Origin of the sequence: Parvibaculum sedimenti, assembly GCF_009184905.1 — a bacterium.
Taxonomy (GTDB): domain Bacteria; phylum Pseudomonadota; class Alphaproteobacteria; order Parvibaculales; family Parvibaculaceae; genus Parvibaculum; species Parvibaculum sedimenti.
Window position 1 is genome coordinate 80,784 of sequence record NZ_WESC01000004.1, and the last position, 20,338, is coordinate 101,121.

General features: G+C 62.6%; 23 protein-coding genes and 1 tRNA gene. 7 read left to right on the forward strand and 17 right to left on the reverse strand.

Features of this window, described 5'->3' with window-relative positions:
• Positions 1–261: 261 nt before the first annotated feature.
• The 4 genes from F2P47_RS05330 (at position 262) to mctP (ending at position 6,222) form a co-directional block, all read left to right on the forward strand.
• Positions 262–1,287 carry an efflux RND transporter periplasmic adaptor subunit gene (locus F2P47_RS05330; protein ID WP_185680958.1) on the forward strand — a complete coding sequence of 342 codons (1,026 nt, stop codon included), beginning with the start codon at positions 262–264 and terminating at the stop codon, positions 1,285–1,287.
• Positions 1,284–4,388 (forward strand): efflux RND transporter permease subunit, encoded by a 3,105-nt coding sequence (locus tag F2P47_RS05335; protein ID WP_152215145.1) that lies wholly within the window; start codon positions 1,284–1,286, stop codon positions 4,386–4,388. The genes F2P47_RS05330 and F2P47_RS05335 overlap by 4 nt, the downstream gene beginning before the upstream one ends.
• A gap of 93 nt (positions 4,389–4,481) precedes the next feature.
• Positions 4,482–4,691, forward strand: a complete 210-nt coding sequence (locus F2P47_RS05340) for a DUF3311 domain-containing protein (RefSeq protein WP_152215146.1) — start codon at positions 4,482–4,484, stop codon at positions 4,689–4,691.
• Between the two features lie 4 nt (positions 4,692–4,695).
• The gene (gene mctP, locus F2P47_RS05345) at positions 4,696–6,222 is read left to right on the forward strand and encodes a monocarboxylate uptake permease MctP (protein ID WP_152215147.1); all 1,527 of its coding nucleotides are present in this window, start codon (positions 4,696–4,698) and stop codon (positions 6,220–6,222) included.
• A gap of 3 nt (positions 6,223–6,225) precedes the next feature.
• Here the strand turns inward: mctP and mtnC are convergent, their stop codons facing one another.
• Genes mtnC through mtnB form a run of 3 tightly spaced genes read right to left on the reverse strand, consistent with a single transcriptional unit; the run spans position 6,226 to position 8,092 of the window.
• Entirely contained in the window at positions 6,226–6,924 is a 699-nt protein-coding gene (gene mtnC / locus F2P47_RS05350; protein WP_152215148.1) for an acireductone synthase, read from the reverse strand.
• The gene (locus F2P47_RS05355) at positions 6,921–7,472 is read right to left on the reverse strand and encodes a 1,2-dihydroxy-3-keto-5-methylthiopentene dioxygenase (protein ID WP_152215149.1); all 552 of its coding nucleotides are present in this window, start codon (positions 7,470–7,472) and stop codon (positions 6,921–6,923) included. Before F2P47_RS05355 ends, mtnC begins: the two co-directional genes overlap by 4 nt.
• Positions 7,469–8,092 carry a methylthioribulose 1-phosphate dehydratase gene (gene mtnB, locus F2P47_RS05360; RefSeq protein ID WP_152215150.1) on the reverse strand — a complete coding sequence of 208 codons (624 nt, stop codon included), beginning with the start codon at positions 8,090–8,092 and terminating at the stop codon, positions 7,469–7,471. The genes F2P47_RS05355 and mtnB overlap by 4 nt, the downstream gene beginning before the upstream one ends.
• Positions 8,093–8,235: 143 nt before the next feature.
• Between mtnB and F2P47_RS05365 the strand changes: the two genes are divergently transcribed.
• Positions 8,236–9,015 (forward strand): SDR family NAD(P)-dependent oxidoreductase, encoded by a 780-nt coding sequence (locus F2P47_RS05365; RefSeq protein ID WP_152215151.1) that lies wholly within the window; start codon positions 8,236–8,238, stop codon positions 9,013–9,015.
• Between the two features lie 52 nt (positions 9,016–9,067).
• On the opposite strand, the gene yacG is transcribed toward F2P47_RS05365, so the two are convergent.
• From yacG to F2P47_RS17630, 10 genes are all read right to left on the reverse strand, one after another.
• On the reverse strand, positions 9,068–9,274 hold the full coding sequence (gene yacG, locus F2P47_RS05370) for a DNA gyrase inhibitor YacG (protein WP_152215152.1): 207 nt from the start codon (positions 9,272–9,274) through the stop codon (positions 9,068–9,070).
• Positions 9,275–9,283: 9 nt separating this feature from the next.
• The gene (locus F2P47_RS05375) at positions 9,284–10,804 is read right to left on the reverse strand and encodes an Rne/Rng family ribonuclease (protein WP_152215153.1); all 1,521 of its coding nucleotides are present in this window, start codon (positions 10,802–10,804) and stop codon (positions 9,284–9,286) included.
• Between the two features lie 85 nt (positions 10,805–10,889).
• Complete coding sequence (locus tag F2P47_RS05380) at positions 10,890–11,489, reverse strand: Maf family protein (RefSeq protein ID WP_152215154.1); 600 nt, start codon at positions 11,487–11,489, stop codon at positions 10,890–10,892.
• Between the two features lie 63 nt (positions 11,490–11,552).
• Positions 11,553–11,771: a translation initiation factor IF-1 gene (gene infA / locus F2P47_RS05385; protein ID WP_011995440.1), complete on the reverse strand. Its 219-nt coding sequence runs from the start codon at positions 11,769–11,771 to the stop codon at positions 11,553–11,555.
• A 146-nt stretch (positions 11,772–11,917) separates the two neighbouring features.
• Complete coding sequence (locus tag F2P47_RS05390; protein ID WP_246176752.1) at positions 11,918–12,376, reverse strand: arsenate-mycothiol transferase ArsC; 459 nt, start codon at positions 12,374–12,376, stop codon at positions 11,918–11,920.
• Positions 12,377–12,380: 4 nt separating this feature from the next.
• On the reverse strand, positions 12,381–12,869 hold the full coding sequence (locus tag F2P47_RS05395) for a UPF0262 family protein (RefSeq protein WP_152215155.1): 489 nt from the start codon (positions 12,867–12,869) through the stop codon (positions 12,381–12,383).
• A gap of 80 nt (positions 12,870–12,949) precedes the next feature.
• The gene (gene hisD / locus F2P47_RS05400) at positions 12,950–14,242 is read right to left on the reverse strand and encodes a histidinol dehydrogenase (protein WP_152215156.1); all 1,293 of its coding nucleotides are present in this window, start codon (positions 14,240–14,242) and stop codon (positions 12,950–12,952) included.
• Positions 14,243–14,304: 62 nt separating this feature from the next.
• On the reverse strand, positions 14,305–14,754 hold the full coding sequence (locus tag F2P47_RS05405; protein WP_152215157.1) for a DUF2948 family protein: 450 nt from the start codon (positions 14,752–14,754) through the stop codon (positions 14,305–14,307).
• Positions 14,755–14,785: 31 nt separating this feature from the next.
• Positions 14,786–16,048, reverse strand: a complete 1,263-nt coding sequence (gene murA / locus F2P47_RS05410) for a UDP-N-acetylglucosamine 1-carboxyvinyltransferase (RefSeq protein ID WP_152215158.1) — start codon at positions 16,046–16,048, stop codon at positions 14,786–14,788.
• A 131-nt stretch (positions 16,049–16,179) separates the two neighbouring features.
• A complete protein-coding gene (locus F2P47_RS17630; protein ID WP_185680959.1) occupies positions 16,180–16,341 on the reverse strand; it encodes a hypothetical protein in 162 nt (53 codons plus the stop codon).
• 198 nt (positions 16,342–16,539) lie between these two features.
• On the opposite strand from F2P47_RS17630, the gene F2P47_RS05415 reads away from it, so the two are divergent.
• Both F2P47_RS05415 and F2P47_RS05420 read left to right on the forward strand, forming a co-directional pair.
• Positions 16,540–16,614, forward strand: a tRNA-Thr gene (locus tag F2P47_RS05415).
• 135 nt (positions 16,615–16,749) lie between these two features.
• Positions 16,750–17,052 carry a hypothetical protein gene (locus F2P47_RS05420; protein WP_152215159.1) on the forward strand — a complete coding sequence of 101 codons (303 nt, stop codon included), beginning with the start codon at positions 16,750–16,752 and terminating at the stop codon, positions 17,050–17,052.
• Between the two features lie 27 nt (positions 17,053–17,079).
• Here the strand turns inward: F2P47_RS05420 and F2P47_RS17635 are convergent, their stop codons facing one another.
• The 4 genes from F2P47_RS17635 to F2P47_RS05435 form a co-directional block, all read right to left on the reverse strand.
• Entirely contained in the window at positions 17,080–17,241 is a 162-nt protein-coding gene (locus F2P47_RS17635) for a hypothetical protein (protein WP_185680960.1), read from the reverse strand.
• A 123-nt stretch (positions 17,242–17,364) separates the two neighbouring features.
• Positions 17,365–18,321 carry a hypothetical protein gene (locus F2P47_RS05425; RefSeq protein ID WP_152215160.1) on the reverse strand — a complete coding sequence of 319 codons (957 nt, stop codon included), beginning with the start codon at positions 18,319–18,321 and terminating at the stop codon, positions 17,365–17,367.
• Between the two features lie 82 nt (positions 18,322–18,403).
• On the reverse strand, positions 18,404–19,807 hold the full coding sequence (locus tag F2P47_RS05430; protein ID WP_152215161.1) for an aldehyde dehydrogenase family protein: 1,404 nt from the start codon (positions 19,805–19,807) through the stop codon (positions 18,404–18,406).
• A 133-nt stretch (positions 19,808–19,940) separates the two neighbouring features.
• A complete protein-coding gene (locus tag F2P47_RS05435) occupies positions 19,941–20,279 on the reverse strand; it encodes a hypothetical protein (protein WP_204886516.1) in 339 nt (112 codons plus the stop codon).
• Between the last annotated feature and the right edge of the window lie 59 nt (positions 20,280–20,338).

The window sequence follows — 20,338 nt, forward strand, 5'->3', positions numbered from 1 at the left end:
CCGGACCGCGCAAGGCGGTCGATAACAAAATCGAAAAGCTCGCATTGATGCGACGGTTCGATGCGACGGTTCGCCCGTACGCCTCCCGTTTCAACGACGGGCAGCCGGGGACGCGGCGCGGAAAACCACGATAAAAATGAGGATATTCAAATTCGCAGGGCATCTCCTCGTACGGTTCTCATTGCGGCCGGTGGCTTGCTGTTCGCAGGGTTTGCGGTTCACAGTTATTTTGGCGGCGATGTAGCGCACAAAGGCAAGGGCGTGGACACGCCTTCCGTCGCCGTCGCACCCGCCCAGCGACGCGACATTCCCGTCTATGCGCAGGCAGTCGGCACGGTCGTCGCCAATGCCACGGTGCAGGTGAAGTCGCGCATCGACGGACAGATCGTGGGCGCGGGTTTCAAGGAAGGCCAACTCGTCCGCAAGGGCGATCTCCTCTTCCAGATCGATCGGGCGCCCTACGAGGCCGCGTTGCGTGCAGCACGCGCCAATCTGCAACGCGACGAGGCACAGCTCGCCAATGCGCAACTCGACCTCGGCCGTGCCAACAAGCTCGTCAAAAACGGCTATGTCTCCGAGCAGACGCGCGACGCCGCGATTGCTCAATCGAAGGCATTGGCAGGCAGCGTCGCTGCGGACCGCGCGGCCGTCGACCAGGCCGATCTTCAACTCGGCTATACCGAAATCCGCTCACCCATCGACGGCAAGACGGGCCCCTTCCTTGTCGATGTCGGCAACATCATTACCTCTGCGAGCGGAACGCCGCTCGTCACCGTGACGCAGATCCAGCCGGTCAAAATCTCCTTCGCGCTCGCCCAGCAGAATCTGCCGAAGCTACAGCAGGCCCTGGCGAGCAAGAGCCTTGTTGCTTCGCTCAAGACGCATGGCGAGAAGGACGGCGAGGTCGTCGCACCCATCGACTTCATCGGCAACACGATCAACGCGACGAGTGGCACGATCGAGCTCCGCGCCACCTATGACAATGCCGACATGCGGCTTGTACCCGGCGAGTATGTCGATGTGCGCGTCCGCATCGCCGATCTGAAGCAGGCGATCACGGTGCCGCGCGATGCCGTGAATACCGGCCAGAACGGACAATATGTCTATGTCGTTACACCAGAGATGAAGGTCGAACTGCGCAACATCACGGTGCTCGACCAGGCGGGCGACATTGCCGCAGTCGACGGAGCGGTGAAGGAAGGTGAAAACGTGATCGTCGACGGCCAGCTCCGCGTCGCACCGGGCATGGGCGTCAAGATCGCCGCGAAGGGACCGGCGGCCTCATGAATATTTCCGAGGTCTTCATCCGCCGCCCGGTCATGACGACGCTCGTCATGGTCGCGACCGTACTTTTCGGCGCCTTCGGCTACATGCAATTGCCGACGAGTGAATTGCCTGCCGTCGATTTTCCAACAATCTCGGTTTCTGCCTCGCTTCCGGGCGCCGATCCGGAAACGATGGCGTCCGCTGTTGCGACGCCGCTTGAAAGCCAGTTCTCGACCATTGCCGGCATCGACCAGATGACCTCAACGTCGAGCCTTGGTTCGACACGCATCACGTTGCAGTTCAAGCTCGACCGGAACATCGATGCGGCGGCGCAGGACGTACAGGCGGCGATTTCTGCTGCGCAGCGGCAATTGCCCGACGGCATGCCGAACCCGCCGACACTCCGCAAGGTCAATCCGGCGGACTCGCCCATCCTCTTCCTGATGATGAGTTCGAAGGTCCTGCCCTTGAGCGAGGTCGACCGTTATGCCGAAAGCATCCTCTCGCGGCGCCTCTCGACCATTGACGGCGTCGCGCAGGTCAATGTCTATGGCTCGCAGAAATATGCGGTGCGCATCCAGCTCAATCCCGAGCAGGTTGCCGCACGCGGCCTCGGCATCGACGAGGTAACGGCGGCGGCGCAGGCGGCGAACGTCAACAATCCCACCGGGGCGCTCAACGGCCCGACGCGCAATACCGTCATCCGCGCCAACGGCCAGCTCGTCGACGCTGAAGCCTTCCGGCGCCAGATCGTTGCCTGGCGCGACGGCGCACCGGTGCGGTTCGGCGACATCGGCGACGTCGTCGACAGCGTCGAGAATGACCAGGTCGCAAGCTGGTCCGGTCAGAACCGCGCGATCGTACTGTCGATCCAGCGCCAGCCCGGCGCCAACACCATCGCGGTGGTCGATGCGATCAACAAGGTCCTGCCGGCATTCCAGCAGCAGCTGCCAGCGTCGATCTCCTTCGACGTGCTCTACGACCGCAGCCAGTCGATCCGCGCCTCGGTCGCCGACGTGCAGTTCACGCTAGTGCTTGCCGCAGCGCTCGTCGTGCTCGTGATCTTCCTCTTCCTGCGCACTCTCTCGGCGACGATCATTCCGTCGCTGGCACTTCCCATCGCAGTCATCGGCACCTTCGCAGGCATGGCCTTTCTCGGCTACAGCCTCGATAATCTGTCGCTGATGGCGCTGACGCTCGCCGTCGGCTTCGTCGTCGACGACGCTATCGTCATGCTCGAAAACATCATGCGGCATATCGAGAATGGCGAGCGCCCCTTCGATGCGGCACTGAAGGGTTCGCGCGAGATCGCCTTCACCATTCTGTCGATGACAGTATCGCTCGCCGCCGTCTTCATTCCCGTGCTCTTCATGGGCGGCATCGTCGGCCGGCTGCTGCATGAATTCGCTGTCACGATCGTTATCGCCATCATCGTCTCGGGCGTCGTCTCGGTGACGCTGACGCCGATGCTGTGCAGCCGCATGATCCGTGCCGGCCACGACACGGGACGCCAGAGGGCGATCCTCGCCTGGAGCGAGCGCGTCTTCACCGCGATGGAGGCTGGATACGAGCGCACGCTGCGCATCGCCATGATCCATCACCGCGCAATCTTCGCGGTGTTCCTCCTGAGCATCGTCGCGACCGTCGCGCTCTTCAATATCATCCCCAAGGACTTCCTGCCGAGCGGCGATACGGGTCAGATCATCGCCATGACCGAAGGGCCGAACGGCATTTCGATCGCCGACATGTCGCGCCACCAGCAGGCGGCCGTCGCCGTCATCATGAAGGATCCGAACGTCGCTGCCGTCATGTCGTCGGTCGGCGCCGGCGGCTCACGCACGACGGTCAATGCCGGCACGATTATCATGCGCCTGAAGGATCGTTCCGAGCGTAGCCTCAATGCCGACCAGATCATCCAGGAACTCAGGCCGAAGCTCGCGCAGGTTGCGGGATTCAAGGTCTACCTGCAGAACCCACCGGCGATCCGCGTCGGCGGCCAGCTCTCCAAGGCCTCATACCAGTACACACTGCAAGATCTTGACCTGCCGACGCTCTATGCCGGCGCGACGAAGCTCCAGAATGCGCTCGCCACTGCGCCCGGCTTCCAGGACGTGACGAGCGACCTCGACCTTTCGACACCGACACTCAGCGTCAAAATCGACCGCGACCGAGCGGCCTCTCTCGGCATCACGCCGCAGCAGGTGCAGACCGCGCTGTCCTCGGCTTTCGGCGGCGTACAGATTTCGACGATCTACACCTCGTCCGATCAGTACGAAGTCGTGATGGAGCTGCAGAAGCGGTATCAGCAGGACGAAACCGCGTTGCAACGCCTCTATCTGCGCTCATCGTCCGGCAATCTCGTACCACTCACCGCCGTGACGCAAACCAGCCATATCGCCACCTCGCTGACTGAGAACCATCTCGGCCAGCTTCCCGCCGTCACCATCTCGTTCAATCTCGCGCCAGGCGTCGCGCTCAGCCAGGCTATGCGCACGATCGAACAGACGCAGGAGAATATCCGTCTGGCCGCGACGATCAGCACCAGCTTCCAGGGAACGGCGCAGGCATTCCAGAGCTCGATGTCGAGCCTCGGCCTGCTCCTCGGCCTTGCTATCCTCGTCGTCTATGTCGTTCTCGGCATTCTTTATGAGAGCTTCATCCACCCGCTGACCATTCTCTCCGGCCTGCCTTCGGCTGCGGTCGGCGCGCTGCTGACGCTCTGGCTCTTCGGCCTGCCGCTGACGCTTTACGCCTTTGTCGGCATGATCATGCTCATCGGCATCGTGAAGAAGAACGCGATCATGATGATCGACTTTGCGCTGGAGCGGGAGCGCGGCGAGGGCATGGCGCCTGACGAGGCGATTTTCCGCGCCGCCATCATCCGCTTCCGCCCCATCATGATGACGACAATGGCTGCTCTCATGGGCACTCTGCCCATCGCCATCGGTTTCGGCGAAGGCGGTGAAGTGCGCCGGCCTCTCGGCCTCGCCGTCGTAGGTGGCCTTATCCTTTCGCAGTTGCTCACGCTCTACATCACACCGGTGCTCTATGTGTATCTCGACCGGCTGGGCAAGCGGTTCGGCGGGAGACCGGCGGACGTGGTGGTGGCCGCAGGCGAGTAGGCGAAAGGCATTATCGCCTCAGCAGGTGACAGCCGGAATGCCAGCCACTAATGTTCCCGCCGGGTGAGTTCTGGCTCGAAACGGGGGGATATCATGGCAGATGAGAATAATGACGCGCGGCCGCACAAGCGCCGCTGGCTTGTGCCGCTGATCTTCCTGCCCTTCGCGGCGATGCTCTGGGTACCGTTCTTCAATTCGGCCGAGCCTGCGCTTGCCGGCATCCCCTTCTTCTACTGGTATCAGCTGCTCTGGATCGCTCTCGGTGCGGTACTGACCATCGCCGTCTATTTCGCGACCGAGTAAGCCCATGACCATCAATTGGACCGCGCTTTACGTTTTCACGGGCCTTTTCGGCTTCATCACCATTCTGGGCTTCCTCGCCGCGCGCTGGCGGCAGGGCGACCTCAGCCAGCTTCATGAATGGGGCCTTGGCGGGCGCCGCTTCGGGACCATCATCACCTGGTTCCTGCTCGGCGGCGACCTCTACACGGCTTATACATTCATCGCCGTTCCCGCCCTCGTCTTCAGCGCGGGCGCCATGGGCTTCTTCGCCGTGCCCTACACCGTGCTCGTCTATCCGATGGTCTTTGTGATCTTCCCGCGCCTCTGGGCCGTCGCCCATCGCCACGGCTATGTCACGGCGGCGGATTTCGTGAAGGGGCGCTATGGCTATCGCCCGCTCGCGCTAGCCATCGCGGCGACGGGCATGCTCGCCACCATGCCCTATATCGCGCTGCAGCTCGTCGGCATGGAAGTCGTCATCGGCGCCATGGGCGTCCATGGCCATCTGCCGATCATCATTGCCTTCATCATTCTCGCCGCCTTCACCTATACGAGCGGCCTTCGCGCGCCTGCCATGATCGCCGTGGTGAAAGATCTCCTGATCTACATCACCGTCATCGCCGCCGTGATCATCATTCCGGCAAAACTCGGCGGCTACGGCGCGATCTTCGCGTCCGTCGCGCCCGAAAAGCTGACGCTGACGCCACCCGCCGAGGGCAGCCTCGGCGGTTACAGCGCCTATGCGACGCTGGCGCTCGGCTCTGCGCTCGCCCTTTTCCTCTACCCGCATTCGATGACGGGTGTGCTGAGCGCAAGCTCGGGCCATGTGATCCGCCGCAACGCCGCGCTGCTGCCGGCCTATTCCTTCGTGCTGGGCCTCATCGCGCTTCTCGGCTACATGGCGCTTGCCGCGGGCGTTTCGGCGAAGCCGGAATTTGCCGAGGGCTTTAAGATGTACGGGGCCAATTTCTCGGTGCCCGCCCTCTTCCTCGACCAGTTCCCGAGCTGGTTTGTCGGCGTCGCCTTCGCCGCCGTGGGCATCGGCGCGCTGGTTCCCGCCGCGATCATGTCGATCGCGGTCGCGAACCTCTTCACGCGCAACGTGTACAAGGAATTCATCGCGCCGAATTGCTCGGCGGAAGCGGAATCGAGCATGGCGAAGATCGTTTCGCTGGTTGCCAAGGTGGGCGCGCTGGTCTTCGTGCTGAATCTCGAACAGCGGCTCGCGATCCAGCTTCAACTGCTCGGCGGCATCTGGATCATCCAGACGCTGCCCGCGATCTTCTTCGGCCTCTATACGCGCTGGTTCGATCCGCGAGCGCTGCTCATCGGCTGGGCGGCGGGCATCGGCACGGGCACCTGGATGGCATGGTCGCTCGGCTTCAAGACCTCGACATGGCCGCTGACGATCTTCGGCGTCACCATGCCGGGCTATGCGGCGCTCTACACGGTGATCCTGAACCTCGTCATCTCAGCGGTACTAACGCTTGTCTTCCGTGCCATCTCCACGGCCACACATCACGACGCGACCGTGGAAGCCGATTATCGCTGAGGCTTAGAAAAAGTCCCGGTCGACGGGCGAGAAGGAACCGGCGACGAGAACGCCATCCTCGCGATGTGCATCGTCCAACCCGAGCGCTCGGTCGATGCGCGCGACCTGAAGGCCCGCCGCCTTCGCCGCCACGATCTCCTCCGGATTATCGGAGAGGAAAAGAATGTTGGCGGGCTTGATGCCGACTTCCCGCGCGATGCGCTCGTAAGACGCCGTCTCGAGTTTCGCGCCGACGGCGGTGTCGAAGAAGCCCGAGAAGAGCGTCGCGAGATCGCCCTTATCGGAATAGCCGAAAATCAGCTTCTGCGCCTCGACGGACCCGGAAGAATAGACGAAGAGGCTGATGCCGCTTGCATGCCAGCGATTGAGATAATCGGCGGCGTCCTCATAGACCTGACCTTTCAGCACACCCTCTTCATAACCCTTGCGCCAGATAAGGCCCTGCAGCGTCTTCAGTGGACCGGCCTTCCGGTCCTCGTCGATCCAGCGGATGAGCAGCCCGATCGTCGTGTCGAGATCGAGCCCGGGATAACCGTCGAGCGCGCGGGCCGCGGCAAGCGCCTCCGCGACTTCCGGCTCCGCCTCATGCGCCTTGCAGAACTCGGCAATGCGGGCGCGCGCATAGGGAAACAGCGCCTCATGCACAAAGGAGATCGGCGTCGTCGTGCCTTCGATATCGGTCAGGACAGCCGCGATCCTCATGCGGCGTTCTCGAAAAGCGGAAAGCGCGTCGCGATGTCGTCGCCTGTAAAATGGCCGACCCAGCCGTCGGGCGAGGTGAAGATGCGGATGGCGCAGAAATGCGGGCGCTCGCCGGTGTCGAACCAATGCATCGTACCGGCGGGCACGCTGATGAGATCGTTGCGCTCGCAGACGAGGCGATAGACCTTGCCCTGCACATGCAGATAGAAGGCGCCGGCGCCTTCGACGAAGAACCTCACTTCGTCGTCATCATGCGTATGCTCGGCAAGGAACTTCTGGCGCAGCGCAGTGCGGTCGGGATGATCGGGCGTCACACGCGCAACATCGACCGATTTGTAGCCGCCCGCCTCCATGATGCGCTTCACATCGGCCTCATAGGCCTTCAGCACTTCGTCCTGGCCTGCCGCATCGGGCAGCGCAATGGACGCGTTCCAACGCTCGAAGACGACGCCGAGGTCGGAGAGAACGTCAGCGATCTCGGCGGCTTCGCGTGTCTCGATCAGTATCTTCGACGGATCGGTGTCGGCATAGACGGTGAGCTGCGTCATCGCGCGTTCTCCTCATGCAGTTCGGCGGTCAGAAGAAAATCGAAGGCCTCCATGTGGCGGATCGCATCCTTCGCGCTCGCGCCCCATACATAGAGCCCATGGCCGGCAATCAGATAGCCGGGAACCGGACCCGACGCACCCAGCCGTTCCTCGATCAGCGCGGCGAGGCGATCCGTATCCTGATCGTTCGGCACGATGGGAATGTCGAGCGCTGTTTCGTGAGTCTTGATGCCGGTAAATGCCTTGAGCAATTCCCACCCATCGAGGCGAAGTGCGCCCTTCGCGGCATGACGCCGGGAAAGAAGGGTCGCAGGCAGTGTATGAATATGCGCAATGGCTCCGATAGAGGGATCTGAGGCATAACGAACGAGGTGCAGCGGCGCTTCGGCGGAGGCGCGCGGATGCTTCGGTCCCGAAATCTCGGCGGCGATCACGTCCGCTTCCGTCAGATTGGCCTTGTCTGCGCCTGTCGCCGTCACGGCGGCAAAACGCTCGTCTATACGCACCGAGAAATTGCCGCTGGTGGCGGGCACCCAATGACGGTCACCCGCGTAACGCGCCATGGCGATGACGCCCGCGGCGGCGGCGGCAAAGGCTTCGGAACTGGGCGCGCTCGTCATCTCACACTCCGGATGAACAGGTATTTTCGGCCATATAGCATATCTCCATCATATTTGTAGCCTTGGCTCCGAATGACGCGGGCCGATTGACACTGGCCACCCATGCCCTCTCAATTGCATGACCGAGACAAATGGGGCTTCTCATGGCGGATGCAAAGACGGGACGGCTCGCAGGCAAGGTAGCGGTGGTGTCCGGCGGCGCGGGCGGATGCGGCGAAGCGGCTTCGCTTCTCTTCGCGGACGAAGGCGCCAAGGTCGTAATTGTCGACCGGCAGGGCGAGGCAGCAAAGAAACTCGCCGAGAAGATCGTCGCCTCGGGCGGCGCGTCCATCGGGATCAAGGCCGACGTATCGAACGCCGCCGAAGTTAACGCCGCTATCGACGAAGCGCTAAACGCCTTCGATACGATCGACGTGCTGTTCAATCATGCAGGCACCATCGTCGTGAAGCCCTTCCTCGAAACGACGGAAGAGGAATGGGACTGGCTCCACGCGGTCAACGTGAAGAGCATGTTCCTGATGTGCAAAGCGGTGTTGCCAACCATGCTCAAGGCTGGCAAGGGTTCGATCATCAACACCTCGTCCATTTCCGCCATCACGGCGACGCCGCTCGAAGTGCTCTACTGCACGACCAAGGGCGCTGTGCACCAGTTCTCCCGTGCGCTCGCCGTCGAATATCGCGACAAGGGCATCCGTGTGAATGCCGTCTGCCCCGGTTTCATCCGCACAGCGCATGGCATTCGCGAAGTGACCGAACTCTCCGCGCAGGGTGTCGACGCCTCGGAGGCAGCGATGAAGGCCATGCAGGGCCGCTTCTGCGAGCCCGAGGAAGTGGCGCAGGCGGCGCTTTTCCTCGCCAGCGACGAAGCGAGCTTCGTCAATGGCAGCCATATCTTCGTCGACAACACATTCACGGCGGTATGATTTCCGCCGAACCGAAACTGGAAATGGCCGTGTCCTGCAACACGGCCATTTTTCAATCCTGCTCGGGTGCCTCACCCGTTGCCTCATCCCAATCGTCGGGCGGCTCGACCGCGGGGATCGCGTAGGAACCTTTCAGCCAGCGGTTGAGATCGACATCGGCGCAGTGCTTCGAGCAGAAGGGATGAAAGCTCGGCGCCGATTTCTTGCCGCAGATCGGACAGGGACGGCTCGGCCGCAGGGGCACGACATTGTCGGTCATGACAAATTCCTACTGCACCGCGGCGACATCGATGCGCTCGCGGGTGAAGGTCGGCTCCATGACGAGCTGCAGGCTGACGGCCACTTTCTGGCGTAGCCTGTCGATCAGATAGGAATTGCCGCGCTCCAGCCAGTCGACGACATCCGGTGAGGCGCGAGCGATGATGGCGCGGCCAGGTACAGCATGTGCTTCCGCGGCAATCTTCCGCAGCAATTCATTGGCGACCGTCGCGCAGGTCTTGCGGCGCGGGCGGCCATTCGCATAGGCAGGCTCGGTCAGCAGCTTGGTCAGCGGCTCGCGCACACGCTTGCGCGTCATTTCGACGAGGCCAAATTCGGACATGCCGGAAATCTGCGTCGGCACACGATCATGGGCAAAGCCCGTGTTCAGCGCATCGAGCACCTTTTCGATATTCGCCGGATCGTTCAGATGGATGAAGTCGATGACGATGAGGCCGCCCGTGCCCCGCAGGCGAAGCTGATAGATGATCTCGTCCACCGCTTCGAGATTGATCTTGGCGCTTGTTTCCTCGAGGCCGGTCGCCGCCGTGTAGCGGCCCGAATTGACGTCGATGGCGGTCAGCGCTTCCGTCGTCTCGACGGTAATCCAGCCACCCGATTTCAATTCGACGCGCGGCTCCAGCGCCTGCTCGATCTCGCCATCGATGTCGTAGAGCGAGAAAAGCGCGCCCGGCCCGTTGAAGAGCTGAATACGGTCGAGCAATTCCGGCATGGCGCGGCGCGCGTAACGCTGTGCCTCGCCGAAGGCATCTGCATCGTCGATGAGGACGCGGGCGGTATCGGAACTTACATAGTCCCGCAGCGTCTTCGACACAGGATCGAGATCGTGGAAGACGACACAGGGCGGGTTCGAACGCCTCTCGACCTCACGCACCTTGCGCCATTCCTCGGCCAGCATGCGCGCATCGGCCGCGATGTCGTCCACCGTCGCGCCGATGGCCGCCGTACGAACGATGAAGCCCGCCGGTTCGCCCGTGACACCCATCGAACCGAAGCGGGCAATCATCTCCTCGACAAGCGCCGTGAGGCGCGTGCGCTCCGCCTCGTCCTCAATGCGGCGCGAGAGCGCGACGCCCGACTGATTTGGCACAAGCACGAGAAGCCGGCCCGGAATGGTGACATTGGCAGATAGCCGCGCGCCCTTGTCGCCGATCGGATCCTTCGTCGCCTGGACGAGGATGGTCTGGCCTTCGGTCACGCAGGCGCTGATGGGCGGCAGGATGTGCTCGTCGAGCTGGGCGAGTTCGCAGAGGCACTTCGCCTCGCGCGCGCCGAGAAAGCCCGCGCGCTCGAGCCCGATCTCGACGAAAGCGGCCTGCATGCCGGGCAACACGCGCTGTACGCGGCCAAGAAAGATATTGCCGAGGAGCGAGTGCCCCGCGCGGCCGGTCTTGCCCTTGAGGTCGTCTTCCATCCTGCGCTCGAGGATGATCTCGACGGGCCGGCCATTCTCGACGACCGCTACACGCGTCTCGCCGGGCCCTACATTGATCAGCACTTCCTCGGACATGAAACCCCTTGAGCGATCGGCCCGTCCCCCGACACGCCGATCAACCTCCCTCGCAATTCCTATGCCCGCGATCCTAACACCGTTGTCAGTGCGCTGGGTAGAGCGGGAAACCGGCACCCGTGAGAAGCGCCGCCGTCTCGAAGAGCGGCAGGCCAATGACACCGGAATGAGAACCGGTCAGCAAGCGGACAAAGACCGCCGCATGCCCCTGAATTGCATAGCCGCCCGCCTTGCCGAGCCATTCGCCATTTTCGACGTATAGGTCGATTTCCTCTTTGGAGAGGCGCTTGAAGGCCACGCGCGTTTCGCTGACGCGCTCCATGAGCTTTCCATCCGGACGGATCAACGTCACCGCCGTATAGACGCGATGTGCGCGGCCCGAGAGCAATGCAAGACATTGCCGCACCTGCGGCTCGGTCTCCGCCTTGGGAAGAATCCGACGTCCGCAGGCGACAACCGTATCGGCGGCAAGCACCAGCGCGCCCGGCTCGAGCTTTGCCACGGCTTCGGCCTTTTCACGGGCGAGGCGGCGGGCATGTTCGCGGGGCAGTTCACCCTTCAGGGGCGCCTCGTCGATGTCGGACGGGCGCACCTCATCGGGCTCGACGCCGATCTGCGCAAGCAACGCTATCCGGCGCGGCGAGGCACTGGCAAGAACAAGGCGTGGTTTGGCTTTGGACGTCATGACGGCGCTATGGGGCTCGGGCTCGCAATGGGCACGGGTCCGGGGTGGAACCCCGCCGTCCGCTTACTTGAAGCGATAGGTGATCCGGCCCTTGGTCAGATCGTAGGGCGTCATTTCGACAAGCACCTTGTCGCCCGCCAGAACGCGAATGCGGTTCTTGCGCATCTTGCCAGCGGTGTGAGCGATGATTTCGTGCTCGTTCTCGAGCTTGACGCGGAACGTCGCGTTCGGGAGCAATTCCGTCACCACGCCCGGAAACTCAAGTAGTTCTTCCTTGGACATTCATATTCCTTCGAGATTTGGCGGGAGAATGAGCATAAACCCGGCCAAAATCAAGGGCCGTGGCCCAATTCCCGCCACGGCGCGGGGTCAAACCTTTGATTCGTCGCTGAAATCCGGGGCGTTTGCCCCTGACAGCCCTGCCCGCATCAGCTGGCCTTCTTTTCGGCAGCACCGAAGCGCTGCTCGATCCGGCGGCGGAGGTCATCGCGGAGACGGCGATAGGCGTCGAGCTTCTGCTCGCGGCTGCCCTGCTCGCCCCCCGCGAAAGGGTCGATGGTCGGCCAGAAGTCGATGTCGACCGCCTGTCCGCGAGTGAGTTCGGCGACACGGACGCGGGCCTCCTCGGTGAGGCAAATCACGAGGTCGAAGGAGCCGATATTGATCTCCTCGACATCCATCGGGTGATCCTCGGCCATGTCGACACCGATCTCGGTCATCACATTGATCACGAAGGGATCGCGCGGCTGAGGCTCGATCCCCGCGGAGTCGATGAAAATGCGTTTACCGTAAAGCGACTTCGCCAATGCCTCGGCCATGGGCGAGCGCACCGCGTTGAGATTGCACACAAAGAGGACGGACCCCGGAAGCTTCTCGACTGCCGCCACCGCATCAACCCTTGATATGAAGAACGCAGATCAGCGTGAAGAGGCGCCGCGCCGTGTCGAAATCCATCTCGACCTTGCCCGAAAGCCGGTCCTTCAGGAGCTGCGAGCCCTCGTTGTGGAGCCCCCGGCGCCCCATGTCGATCGCCTCGATCTGGGCAGGCGCCGCCGTCTTGATGGCGTCGTAATAACTCTCGCAGATCAGGAAATAGTCCTTGATGATCTTACGGAAGGGCGTGAGCGACAGCATGATCCTGCCATGCGGCTCGCCACCATTGAGCTTCACGTCGAAGACGAGCCGGCTCTCCTCGATGGCGAGGTGGAGCACGTAAGGCCCGCCAGGACTGCCGACCGGCGCGAAGTTGTTTTCTTCCAGCAGATCGAAAATCGCGACCTTGCGCTCATGCTCCACATCCGGGCTGCGGCGCACGACCGTCTTCTCGTCGAGCACAAGCTCGGCAATGCGGAAGTTCGACCTGTCGTCCGTTCTGTCCATGGGCCTGTCTGCAAGCGTTTCGGCGCGGCCACTTTAAGCCGATTTGGGCAGCATAGGCGAGCCGCGCATCGACCGGATTGCTACTTGTTCAACCGGATCGAGACTGACCGTCCATGGGCATCGAGCCCTTCGGCAGTAGCGAGCGCCACGGCGGCGGGGCCGATGCGGCCAAGCGAGTCCGCGTCGCAGCGCACGATCGAAGTCCGCTTCATGAAGTCGAGCACATTGAGGCCCGAAGAGAAGCGGGCGCTACGCGCCGTCGGCAACACATGGTTCGAGCCCGCCACATAGTCACCCACCGCTTCCGGCGTATAGCGGCCAAGGAAGATCGCGCCGGCATTGCGGATGCGGGCGGCCAGCGGCTCGGGATCGTCCACGGCGATTTCGAGATGCTCGGGCGCGAGCCGGTCGACCAGCGGCACGGAATCGACGAGCGACTTCACCACGATGACCGCACCGAAATCGGCCCAGCTCTTCGTCGCTGTCGTTTCGCGCGGCAGAAGCTTCAACTGCGCGGCGACAGCTTCCTCGACGCGGGAGGCAAAGGCCGCGTCGTCGGTGACGAGGATCGACTGCGAGCTTTCGTCATGCTCGGCCTGCGAGAGGAGATCGGCGGCGATCCAGTCCGGATCGTTCTGACCGTCGGCCACGACAAGGATTTCGGACGGGCCCGCGATCATGTCGATGCCAACAATGCCGAAGACCTGGCGCTTGGCGGCCGCAACGAAGGCGTTGCCAGGGCCGACGATCTTGTCGACCGGCTTGATCGTCGCCGTGCCATAGGCAAGCGCTGCCACTGCCTGCGCGCCACCGACACGATAGACTTCATCCACGCCAGCGAGCCGCGCGGCTGCCAGCACCAGCGGATTGACCTTGCCGTCCGGCATGGGCACGACCATGACGACACGCTCGACGCCCGCGACCTTGGCAGGCACGGCGTTCATCAGCACGGAGCTTGGATAGTTGGCCGTGCCGCCCGGCACATAAAGACCGACCGCGCCGACCGCCGTCCAGCGATGGCCAAGCTCGACGCCCTGCGCATCGGTAAAGCGACCGTCGGAAGGCTTCTGGCGCGCGTGATAGGCTTCGATCCGAGCCTTGGCCATTTTCAGCGCGTCGAGCGTCTTGGCATCGCAAGCTGCAACAGCAGCATCGAGTTCGGCATCGGGAATGCGGAGCGTTTCCGGCGTGAGAGACAGGCGGTCGAACTTGTTGGTGAGCTCGATCAGCGCCGCATCGCCGCGCGCGCGCACATCGGCGATGATCTTCGCCACGGCGTCATTGACGTCGACGGAGGATTCGCGCTTCCCGGTGAGGAGCGTTTCGAAGGCCCGCTCAAAATCGGGCGATGATGCATCCAGTCGAATGGCCATGGGCCTTGCCTCTATCTATCCCTCATCGCATCGGCCCGACGGGCTCGCGCAATGACGGCAAATCAATCGTCATGCTTCGGAAGGTTCGGCGTTTCCCAGACGAGGCCGAGATCGGATAAATGCGCATCGAGCGCCTCGACTTCAAGCCTGAGCTCGCCGCCGCCGGAGAAGGTGAGAACCACAATGCCCGAAGGCGCGTCGAGCTCCTCGAAGCGGATGGCGAGCAGGTTCAGCACGCCATCGGGATGATCCCGCCTGATGCCCCGGGCCTGCGCCCTCAGCACGTTCTCGAAATGGAGGCCCGAACGCACGCGCTCATGGGTGCGGACCGCGCCAGCCCTCTTTGCCGTTGAGGTCTCGCCTTCCCAGCGGAAGCGGTTCACCACCATGGCGAAGCGCCGGACGCTCGGCAGATAGGCAAGATCGCCGACGCGCGTCACCGCATCCTGCAAGAAGGCCGAGATCACTTCGAGATCGGCAGCGTCCTCCGCACTCAGCCGCAAATCGCTCATCGGTCCCCTGCTCTCACGATGCCCATGTCTCTCACGAGGCTTTGGCGCGCCAGATATCGGCGCCACAGGCTCTGAGTTTTTCTTCCAACCGCTCGAAGCCGCGGTCGAGATGATAGACGCGGTTGATCGTCGTTTCGCCTTCCGCGGCGAGCGCTGCCACAACAAGTGCGGCGGAGGCACGCAGATCGCTCGCCATGACGGGAGCCGCCTTCAGCTTCTCGACGCCGCGCACCAGCGCCTTGTCGCCATGAAGCGAAATATCCGCGCCGAAACGCGCCAGTTCCTGCACATGCATGAAGCGGTTTTCGAAAATCGTCTCGGTGATTTCGGACTCGCCTTCCGCCGTCGTCATCAGCGCCATGAACTGCGCCTGAAGATCGGTCGGGAAACCGGGAAACACCTGCGTGACGGCATTCGTCGCCTGAAGCCGCTCGCCATTGCGGTAGATGCGCACCTGCCCCTGCTGTACATCGACGCCCGCGCCTGCCGCGCGCAGCACCGACAGCGCCGCGTCGAAAGTCTCCGCGTTAACGCCTTCGAGCGTCACCTCGCCGCCCGTCATGGCGGCGGCGATGGCGTAGGTGCCGGCCTCGATCCGGTCCGCGATGACGCGATGGGTCGTGCCGTGGAGCTTCTCGACGCCTTCGATGCGGAGCGTCGAGGTGCCGATGCCCTGGATCTTCGCGCCCATGGAAACGAGGCAATGGGCGAGGTCGGAGACTTCCGGCTCGCGGGCCGCGTTTTCGAGCACGGTTTCGCCCTCGGCGAGCGTCGCCGCCATCATCAGCGTATGGGTAACGCCAACCGACACGATGGGCGAGCGGACGACCGCGCCCTTGAGGCCGCCGGGTGCCTTGGCCAGCACATAGCCTTCGATCAGGTCGATCTCGGCGCCCATCTTCTGGAGCCCCTTGATATAGAGATCGACCGGCCGGGCGCCGATGGCGCAGCCGCCGGGCAGCGAGACCTTGGCCTCGTGGCAGCGAGCGAGGAGAGGCCCCAGCACCCAGAAGCTCGCGCGGAACTGGGAGACAATTTCGTAAGGCGCCGTGGTCGAGGTGATTTCGGGCGTGACGATGGTCACCGAATCGCCGTCGCGCTGGACATCCGAACCCAGCACGCCGAGAAGCTTCGCCAGCGAACGCACATCGGTCAGCGCCGGGACATTGGTGAATTTCACCGGATCGGCGGTCAAAAGGGCAGCCGTCATCAGTGGCAGGGCCGCGTTTTTGGCGCCGCTGATCGGAATGGAGCCTGACAGCCGGCGTCCGCCGCGAATGTGAATGGTGTCCATGATGGGTCCGCTGGGCACGGGGCCTGATGCCCCGGGCGACCACGGATTTATAGGGGGGCGAGCCCAAAGAGTCACGGGGAGCGGGTCATTTTGCCCCCGAAGCCCCCTCGCCCCTGCAGGAAAGAAGAGGCTTACTTGTCGCCTTCGGCGTCGCGGCCCTTGGCCTGCGCCTTGCGCTTGCGGAGATTGGCGCGCAGCGCTTCGGCGAGGCGAGCTTCCTTGGCCTGCTGGCCCCGGGCGGGACCCTGACCATTGGGGGCGCGGGTGCGGTTGTCGTCGGCCTTGCTTTTCATGGCTCACGGCCCTTTCGAGGCTAAATCTGAACCTCGCATATGACCCATAGGAAACCGGGCGTCAACAGTGTGCCCTCAACCCGCCATTCCCTGTTGCATCTTGGGGGCAGGCTGTGGCACTTTCCGCGCGCCCGAAAGAGGTTCGGCTTCTGCCCGACCTTCCCTTTCGCTCCCCGGCCCGCCGGGGCACCAGAAGCGGCCCACGTAGCTCAGTGGTAGAGCACTCCCTTGGTAAGGGAGAGGTCGAGTGTTCAATCCACTCCGTGGGCACCATTCCCCTTCCAAAACACGCCTCCATCTTCCGGCAGGCACATTCCTCGCGCCTTACCACAAACCGTTCATGGCCGGTTCAGCCGTCGCGGCGCATCCTCCCATCGCGGTCTGGGGAAACCCGCATGGAGGCGGATCATGAATCAGTTCGGAAAACTCACCCTGATGCTGGCTGTCGCTTCGGTGACTGGTCTCGGGACCCTGAGCCTCGGCTCCAGCGCTGCCCGCGCCGACGATGACGACTATTACCGGCCCCGGGTCCAGTGCGATTGGGATGGCGACGACTGCCGCTATGTGCAGCCCGAGCGGACCGTCAGAACCGAATGCGACCGGGACGGCGACGATTGCCGCCAGCTTGTCTGCGACGAAGACGGCGACCGCTGCCGCCCGATGGCGGAACGGCAGGAACGCTACGCCTATCATCACAGAGGATGGTGGTGAGCGCAGCTCGCCAGCGCCCGCCCCGATTCAGCGCCCCGTCGGCTTCGGCAGCGCGACGAGCTTCACCGCATGACGCATGCATTTGGTCGCCAACATCAGCAAGCGCCGCTTCAGGGCAACCTCACCGGGATCGCGCGCGAGGCTCACATATTTCAGAGCCTTCAGGCGCCAATTTTCGGACTGGGACATCGCCAGACTGTAGGCACATGGGGGGAATGCGCAAGAGGTGGTGATTCACGCCTTTCGAACAACGAAATACGCGCCGGCGACGGGATAAGAGAGCCCGCTCTTTTCGACAGCAGTTCCTACCCGTCAGTCGTCACTCTGCTTCGCATCGCCAAGGAGAGTATTTCGGATAACTGCTTTAAGTAAATTGGCGGCACGCTCTGGTTGATCGGGATTCCAGCGAATTGTGTGCCGGTGCTCCGTATCGAAGTGAGTCTGCTTCCCATCTCGGCAGATGTAGATGACTGGCTTGCCAAGCCCCTCTGCGAAACCCGCCTCCCAGTATGCCCCTGCGTTGTTGTCAGAAAGATCTGAAATCAAAAACCGGGCACCACGTATTTCATGTTCAATAATTGAATCTATGAGACCCGCTTTCTGGCTGACGATACGAAGTTCAAAGCCCGTCTGTCCGACTGCGCTCTCAAGGTCTCCTATAATCGAGTCCAACTCCGAATTTTCGAACTTCCTCGCAAAAAAGGCATACTTAGATTCGACTCTCTTTTTTTGCAGCTCTTCAAATCGCCCCCAGCCCACCAAAGTCAGTTGAATGGCAGATGACGAACTACTGGCGCCATGTGGTACGAGGTCGCCTCTTTTTTTCAGTTCAGAGACCAACCAACGAAGGTCTTGCTCATTGGCGGCTCCAATCTCTGCCACCACACTCAAATCATCGAATTTGATAGTTTCTGGCTTGCCAGGCGAACGACCAACCAGATCACCGATAAATAAGACAAGATTATCCGCCGCCTCAGCGGGGGTCGGCAGATTCCGTTCACCTATAGATTGAAAAAAGGACCTGCCTAAAATTGTCCTATGTGCGCCCCCTTGGAGGCGTCGAATAAAATGGCTAGCTATCGCCTGCGCCCGCTCCCATCCGCTATTATTCGCATATGGGGTAAGCCAATCATCAATAAGATCGCGTGTAGCTGAAAAATCTCCACACCGAGAACAGTCAACGAGAACTTGAAAATCATAGGGCTGCACATTAGCGGCGCTACCGCATATTGGGCATTCCCTAGTCGGCGCCTTCGGATTGAATGTCATCTTTCTTCCCAGCAACCAGATAGTTACTGCACCACCACCCGTTTCCAAGCGGCGGTGCAATGCGTCGTAAAGTCGGATCAAATCAACGCGCGATGTTGATGATCTTCAACTGCGTGAATTCGGCGAGGCCTTCTTCGCCGAGTTCGGTGCCGATGCCGGACATCTTCGAGCCGCCGAAGGGAATGTTCGGGGCGAGTTCGGCGTGCTTGTTCACCCAGACGGAGCCCGACTCCATCTTCTCGGCCAGCTTGTAGGCGCGGTCGAGGTCGGTCGACCAGATCGAGCCGCCAAGGCCATAGGGCGAGGCGTTGGCGCGGGCCACCGCATCTTCCGGGTCCGAATATTTGATGACCGGAAGCACCGGGCCGAACTGCTCTTCATCCACGAGGCGCGCGCCGTCGGTGATGTCGCGCACGATGGTCGGCTTGATGAAGAAGCCGGCCTGATCGGGAACCGTGCCGCCCGCAATGACCTTGCCGGTCTTCTTCGCGTCGTCGAGCAGTTCCTTCACCTTGTCGAACTGCATCCTGTTCTGGAGCGGCCCGAGTTGCGTGCCTTGTTCGAGGCCGTTGCCGACGATGGCGGCGTCGGCGATCTTCGCCAGCTCGTCGCACATCTCGTCATAGATCGACTCATGCACATAGAGCCGCTTCATGGCGATGCAGACCTGCCCGTTGTTCTGGAAGGCGCTCTGGAAAAGCTGCGGCGCCGCGGTCTTGGGGTCCACGTCGTCGAGCACGATGCCCGCGTCGTTACCGCCGAGTTCGAGCGTGATGCGCTTCAGCGTCGCCGCCGCACCCGCCATGACCTTGGCGCCCGTCGCAGTGGAACCCGTGAACGAGATCTTGCGCACGTCGGGATGCGCCGTCAGCTCACCGCCGAGATCGTTCGCATCGGTGATAAAGTTGATGACGCCAGCAGGCAGCACATCCTTGATCAGCTCGCCAAGCTTGAGCGTCGCAAGCGGCGTCGTCGGCGCGGGCTTCACGACCAGCGTATTGCCGGCGAGAAGCGCGGGCGGCACCTTGAAGGCCATGAGGATCAGCGGGAAGTTCCACGGCACAATGGCGCCTATGACGCCGAGCGGCTTCCTGTGGGCTTCGACGCGGCGGTTCTCGCTGTCGTCGATCACCTTCACCGGCATGTCGAGCATGGTGAAGTAGCGGAAGAAGGCCGCCGTGCCATAGACTTCGCCGGTCGCGTCGCCGATAGGCTTGCCCTGTTCCTGCGTCAGCAGGCGGGCGAGTTCAGCCGCATTCGCCTCAATGATATCGGCGATGGCGCCCAGCGCCTTCTTGCGCTCCGCGATCGGCGTCGCAGCCCATGCCGGGAATGCCGCCTTCGCCGCGGCCACGGCCGCATTAAGCTGCGCCTTCGACGCACGCGGGCACTTCGCCAGTACTTCCTCGGTCGCGGGGTTGACGACGTCCATCGTCAGGTCGCCGGCAACAAGCTTGCCGCCGATAAGGAGCTTGAAATCGCTCATCTGCTTCTCTCCCTGTTCGCGGGCGCTTCAAGGCCCGTCGCCTTTTGTTATGTGCTGACACTATGCCAGAACGCGGCGCGGCGGAAAGCAGGGAGAATCAGGGCGATGCACAGGCATCGCCCTTGACCCAGCGTCAGCGGATCGGAATCACCACATTGAGCGAGGGGCCGCCGTAATAGACCGGCGGTGGCGCGTAGTAGACCGGCGGCGGGGGCGGCGGCGCATAGAAAACGCGGGGCGGCGGAGGGGCCCAATAGATGTAGGGGCCATCGTAGTAGCGCACCCAGCCTGGATGATAGTGGCGATCCCAGCGTCCATGGTGTTCCCAGCGTTCATGCCGTCCATACCCATGGGGATCAGCCAGCGCGGGCGTCGCGGCGAGGCCACCCGCAAGGCTCATGGCGGTCAGCGCGGCGAGGAGAAGCCTTCGTCCCCGCGCTGATGTCTCCGCACTGCTGCTAGATTTGATCATGTTCCCACCTTGCAACTCTTTTTACCTGCCAATGTGGCGGCGCCTTGGGCCGCGCCACA

Excerpts from the sequence above, each read along its gene's own strand:
- F2P47_RS17635 (WP_185680960.1), bottom strand. The coding sequence starts at position 17,241 with ATGTCCCAGTCCGAAAATTGGCGCCTGAAGGCTCTGAAATATGTGAGC.
- yacG (WP_152215152.1), bottom strand. The coding sequence starts at position 9,274 with ATGACCGACAATGTCGTGCCCCTGCGGCCGAGCCGTCCCTGTCCGATC.
- F2P47_RS05430 (WP_152215161.1), bottom strand. The coding sequence starts at position 19,807 with ATGAGCGATTTCAAGCTCCTTATCGGCGGCAAGCTTGTTGCCGGCGAC.
- F2P47_RS05340 (WP_152215146.1), top strand. The coding sequence starts at position 4,482 with ATGGCAGATGAGAATAATGACGCGCGGCCGCACAAGCGCCGCTGGCTT.
- F2P47_RS05335 (WP_152215145.1), top strand. The coding sequence starts at position 1,284 with ATGAATATTTCCGAGGTCTTCATCCGCCGCCCGGTCATGACGACGCTC.
- F2P47_RS05375 (WP_152215153.1), bottom strand. The coding sequence starts at position 10,804 with ATGTCCGAGGAAGTGCTGATCAATGTAGGGCCCGGCGAGACGCGTGTA.
- F2P47_RS05405 (WP_152215157.1), bottom strand. The coding sequence starts at position 14,754 with ATGAGCGATTTGCGGCTGAGTGCGGAGGACGCTGCCGATCTCGAAGTG.
- F2P47_RS05425 (WP_152215160.1), bottom strand. The coding sequence starts at position 18,321 with ATGACATTCAATCCGAAGGCGCCGACTAGGGAATGCCCAATATGCGGT.
- infA (WP_011995440.1), bottom strand. The coding sequence starts at position 11,771 with ATGTCCAAGGAAGAACTACTTGAGTTTCCGGGCGTGGTGACGGAATTG.
- murA (WP_152215158.1), bottom strand. The coding sequence starts at position 16,048 with ATGGACACCATTCACATTCGCGGCGGACGCCGGCTGTCAGGCTCCATT.
- mctP (WP_152215147.1), top strand. The coding sequence starts at position 4,696 with ATGACCATCAATTGGACCGCGCTTTACGTTTTCACGGGCCTTTTCGGC.
- F2P47_RS05365 (WP_152215151.1), top strand. The coding sequence starts at position 8,236 with ATGGCGGATGCAAAGACGGGACGGCTCGCAGGCAAGGTAGCGGTGGTG.
- F2P47_RS05420 (WP_152215159.1), top strand. The coding sequence starts at position 16,750 with ATGAATCAGTTCGGAAAACTCACCCTGATGCTGGCTGTCGCTTCGGTG.
- mtnC (WP_152215148.1), bottom strand. The coding sequence starts at position 6,924 with ATGAGGATCGCGGCTGTCCTGACCGATATCGAAGGCACGACGACGCCG.
- mtnB (WP_152215150.1), bottom strand. The coding sequence starts at position 8,092 with ATGACGAGCGCGCCCAGTTCCGAAGCCTTTGCCGCCGCCGCCGCGGGC.
- F2P47_RS05355 (WP_152215149.1), bottom strand. The coding sequence starts at position 7,472 with ATGACGCAGCTCACCGTCTATGCCGACACCGATCCGTCGAAGATACTG.
- F2P47_RS05380 (WP_152215154.1), bottom strand. The coding sequence starts at position 11,489 with ATGACGTCCAAAGCCAAACCACGCCTTGTTCTTGCCAGTGCCTCGCCG.
- hisD (WP_152215156.1), bottom strand. The coding sequence starts at position 14,242 with ATGGCCATTCGACTGGATGCATCATCGCCCGATTTTGAGCGGGCCTTC.
- F2P47_RS05395 (WP_152215155.1), bottom strand. The coding sequence starts at position 12,869 with ATGGACAGAACGGACGACAGGTCGAACTTCCGCATTGCCGAGCTTGTG.
- F2P47_RS17630 (WP_185680959.1), bottom strand. The coding sequence starts at position 16,341 with ATGAAAAGCAAGGCCGACGACAACCGCACCCGCGCCCCCAATGGTCAG.
- F2P47_RS05435 (WP_204886516.1), bottom strand. The coding sequence starts at position 20,279 with ATGATCAAATCTAGCAGCAGTGCGGAGACATCAGCGCGGGGACGAAGG.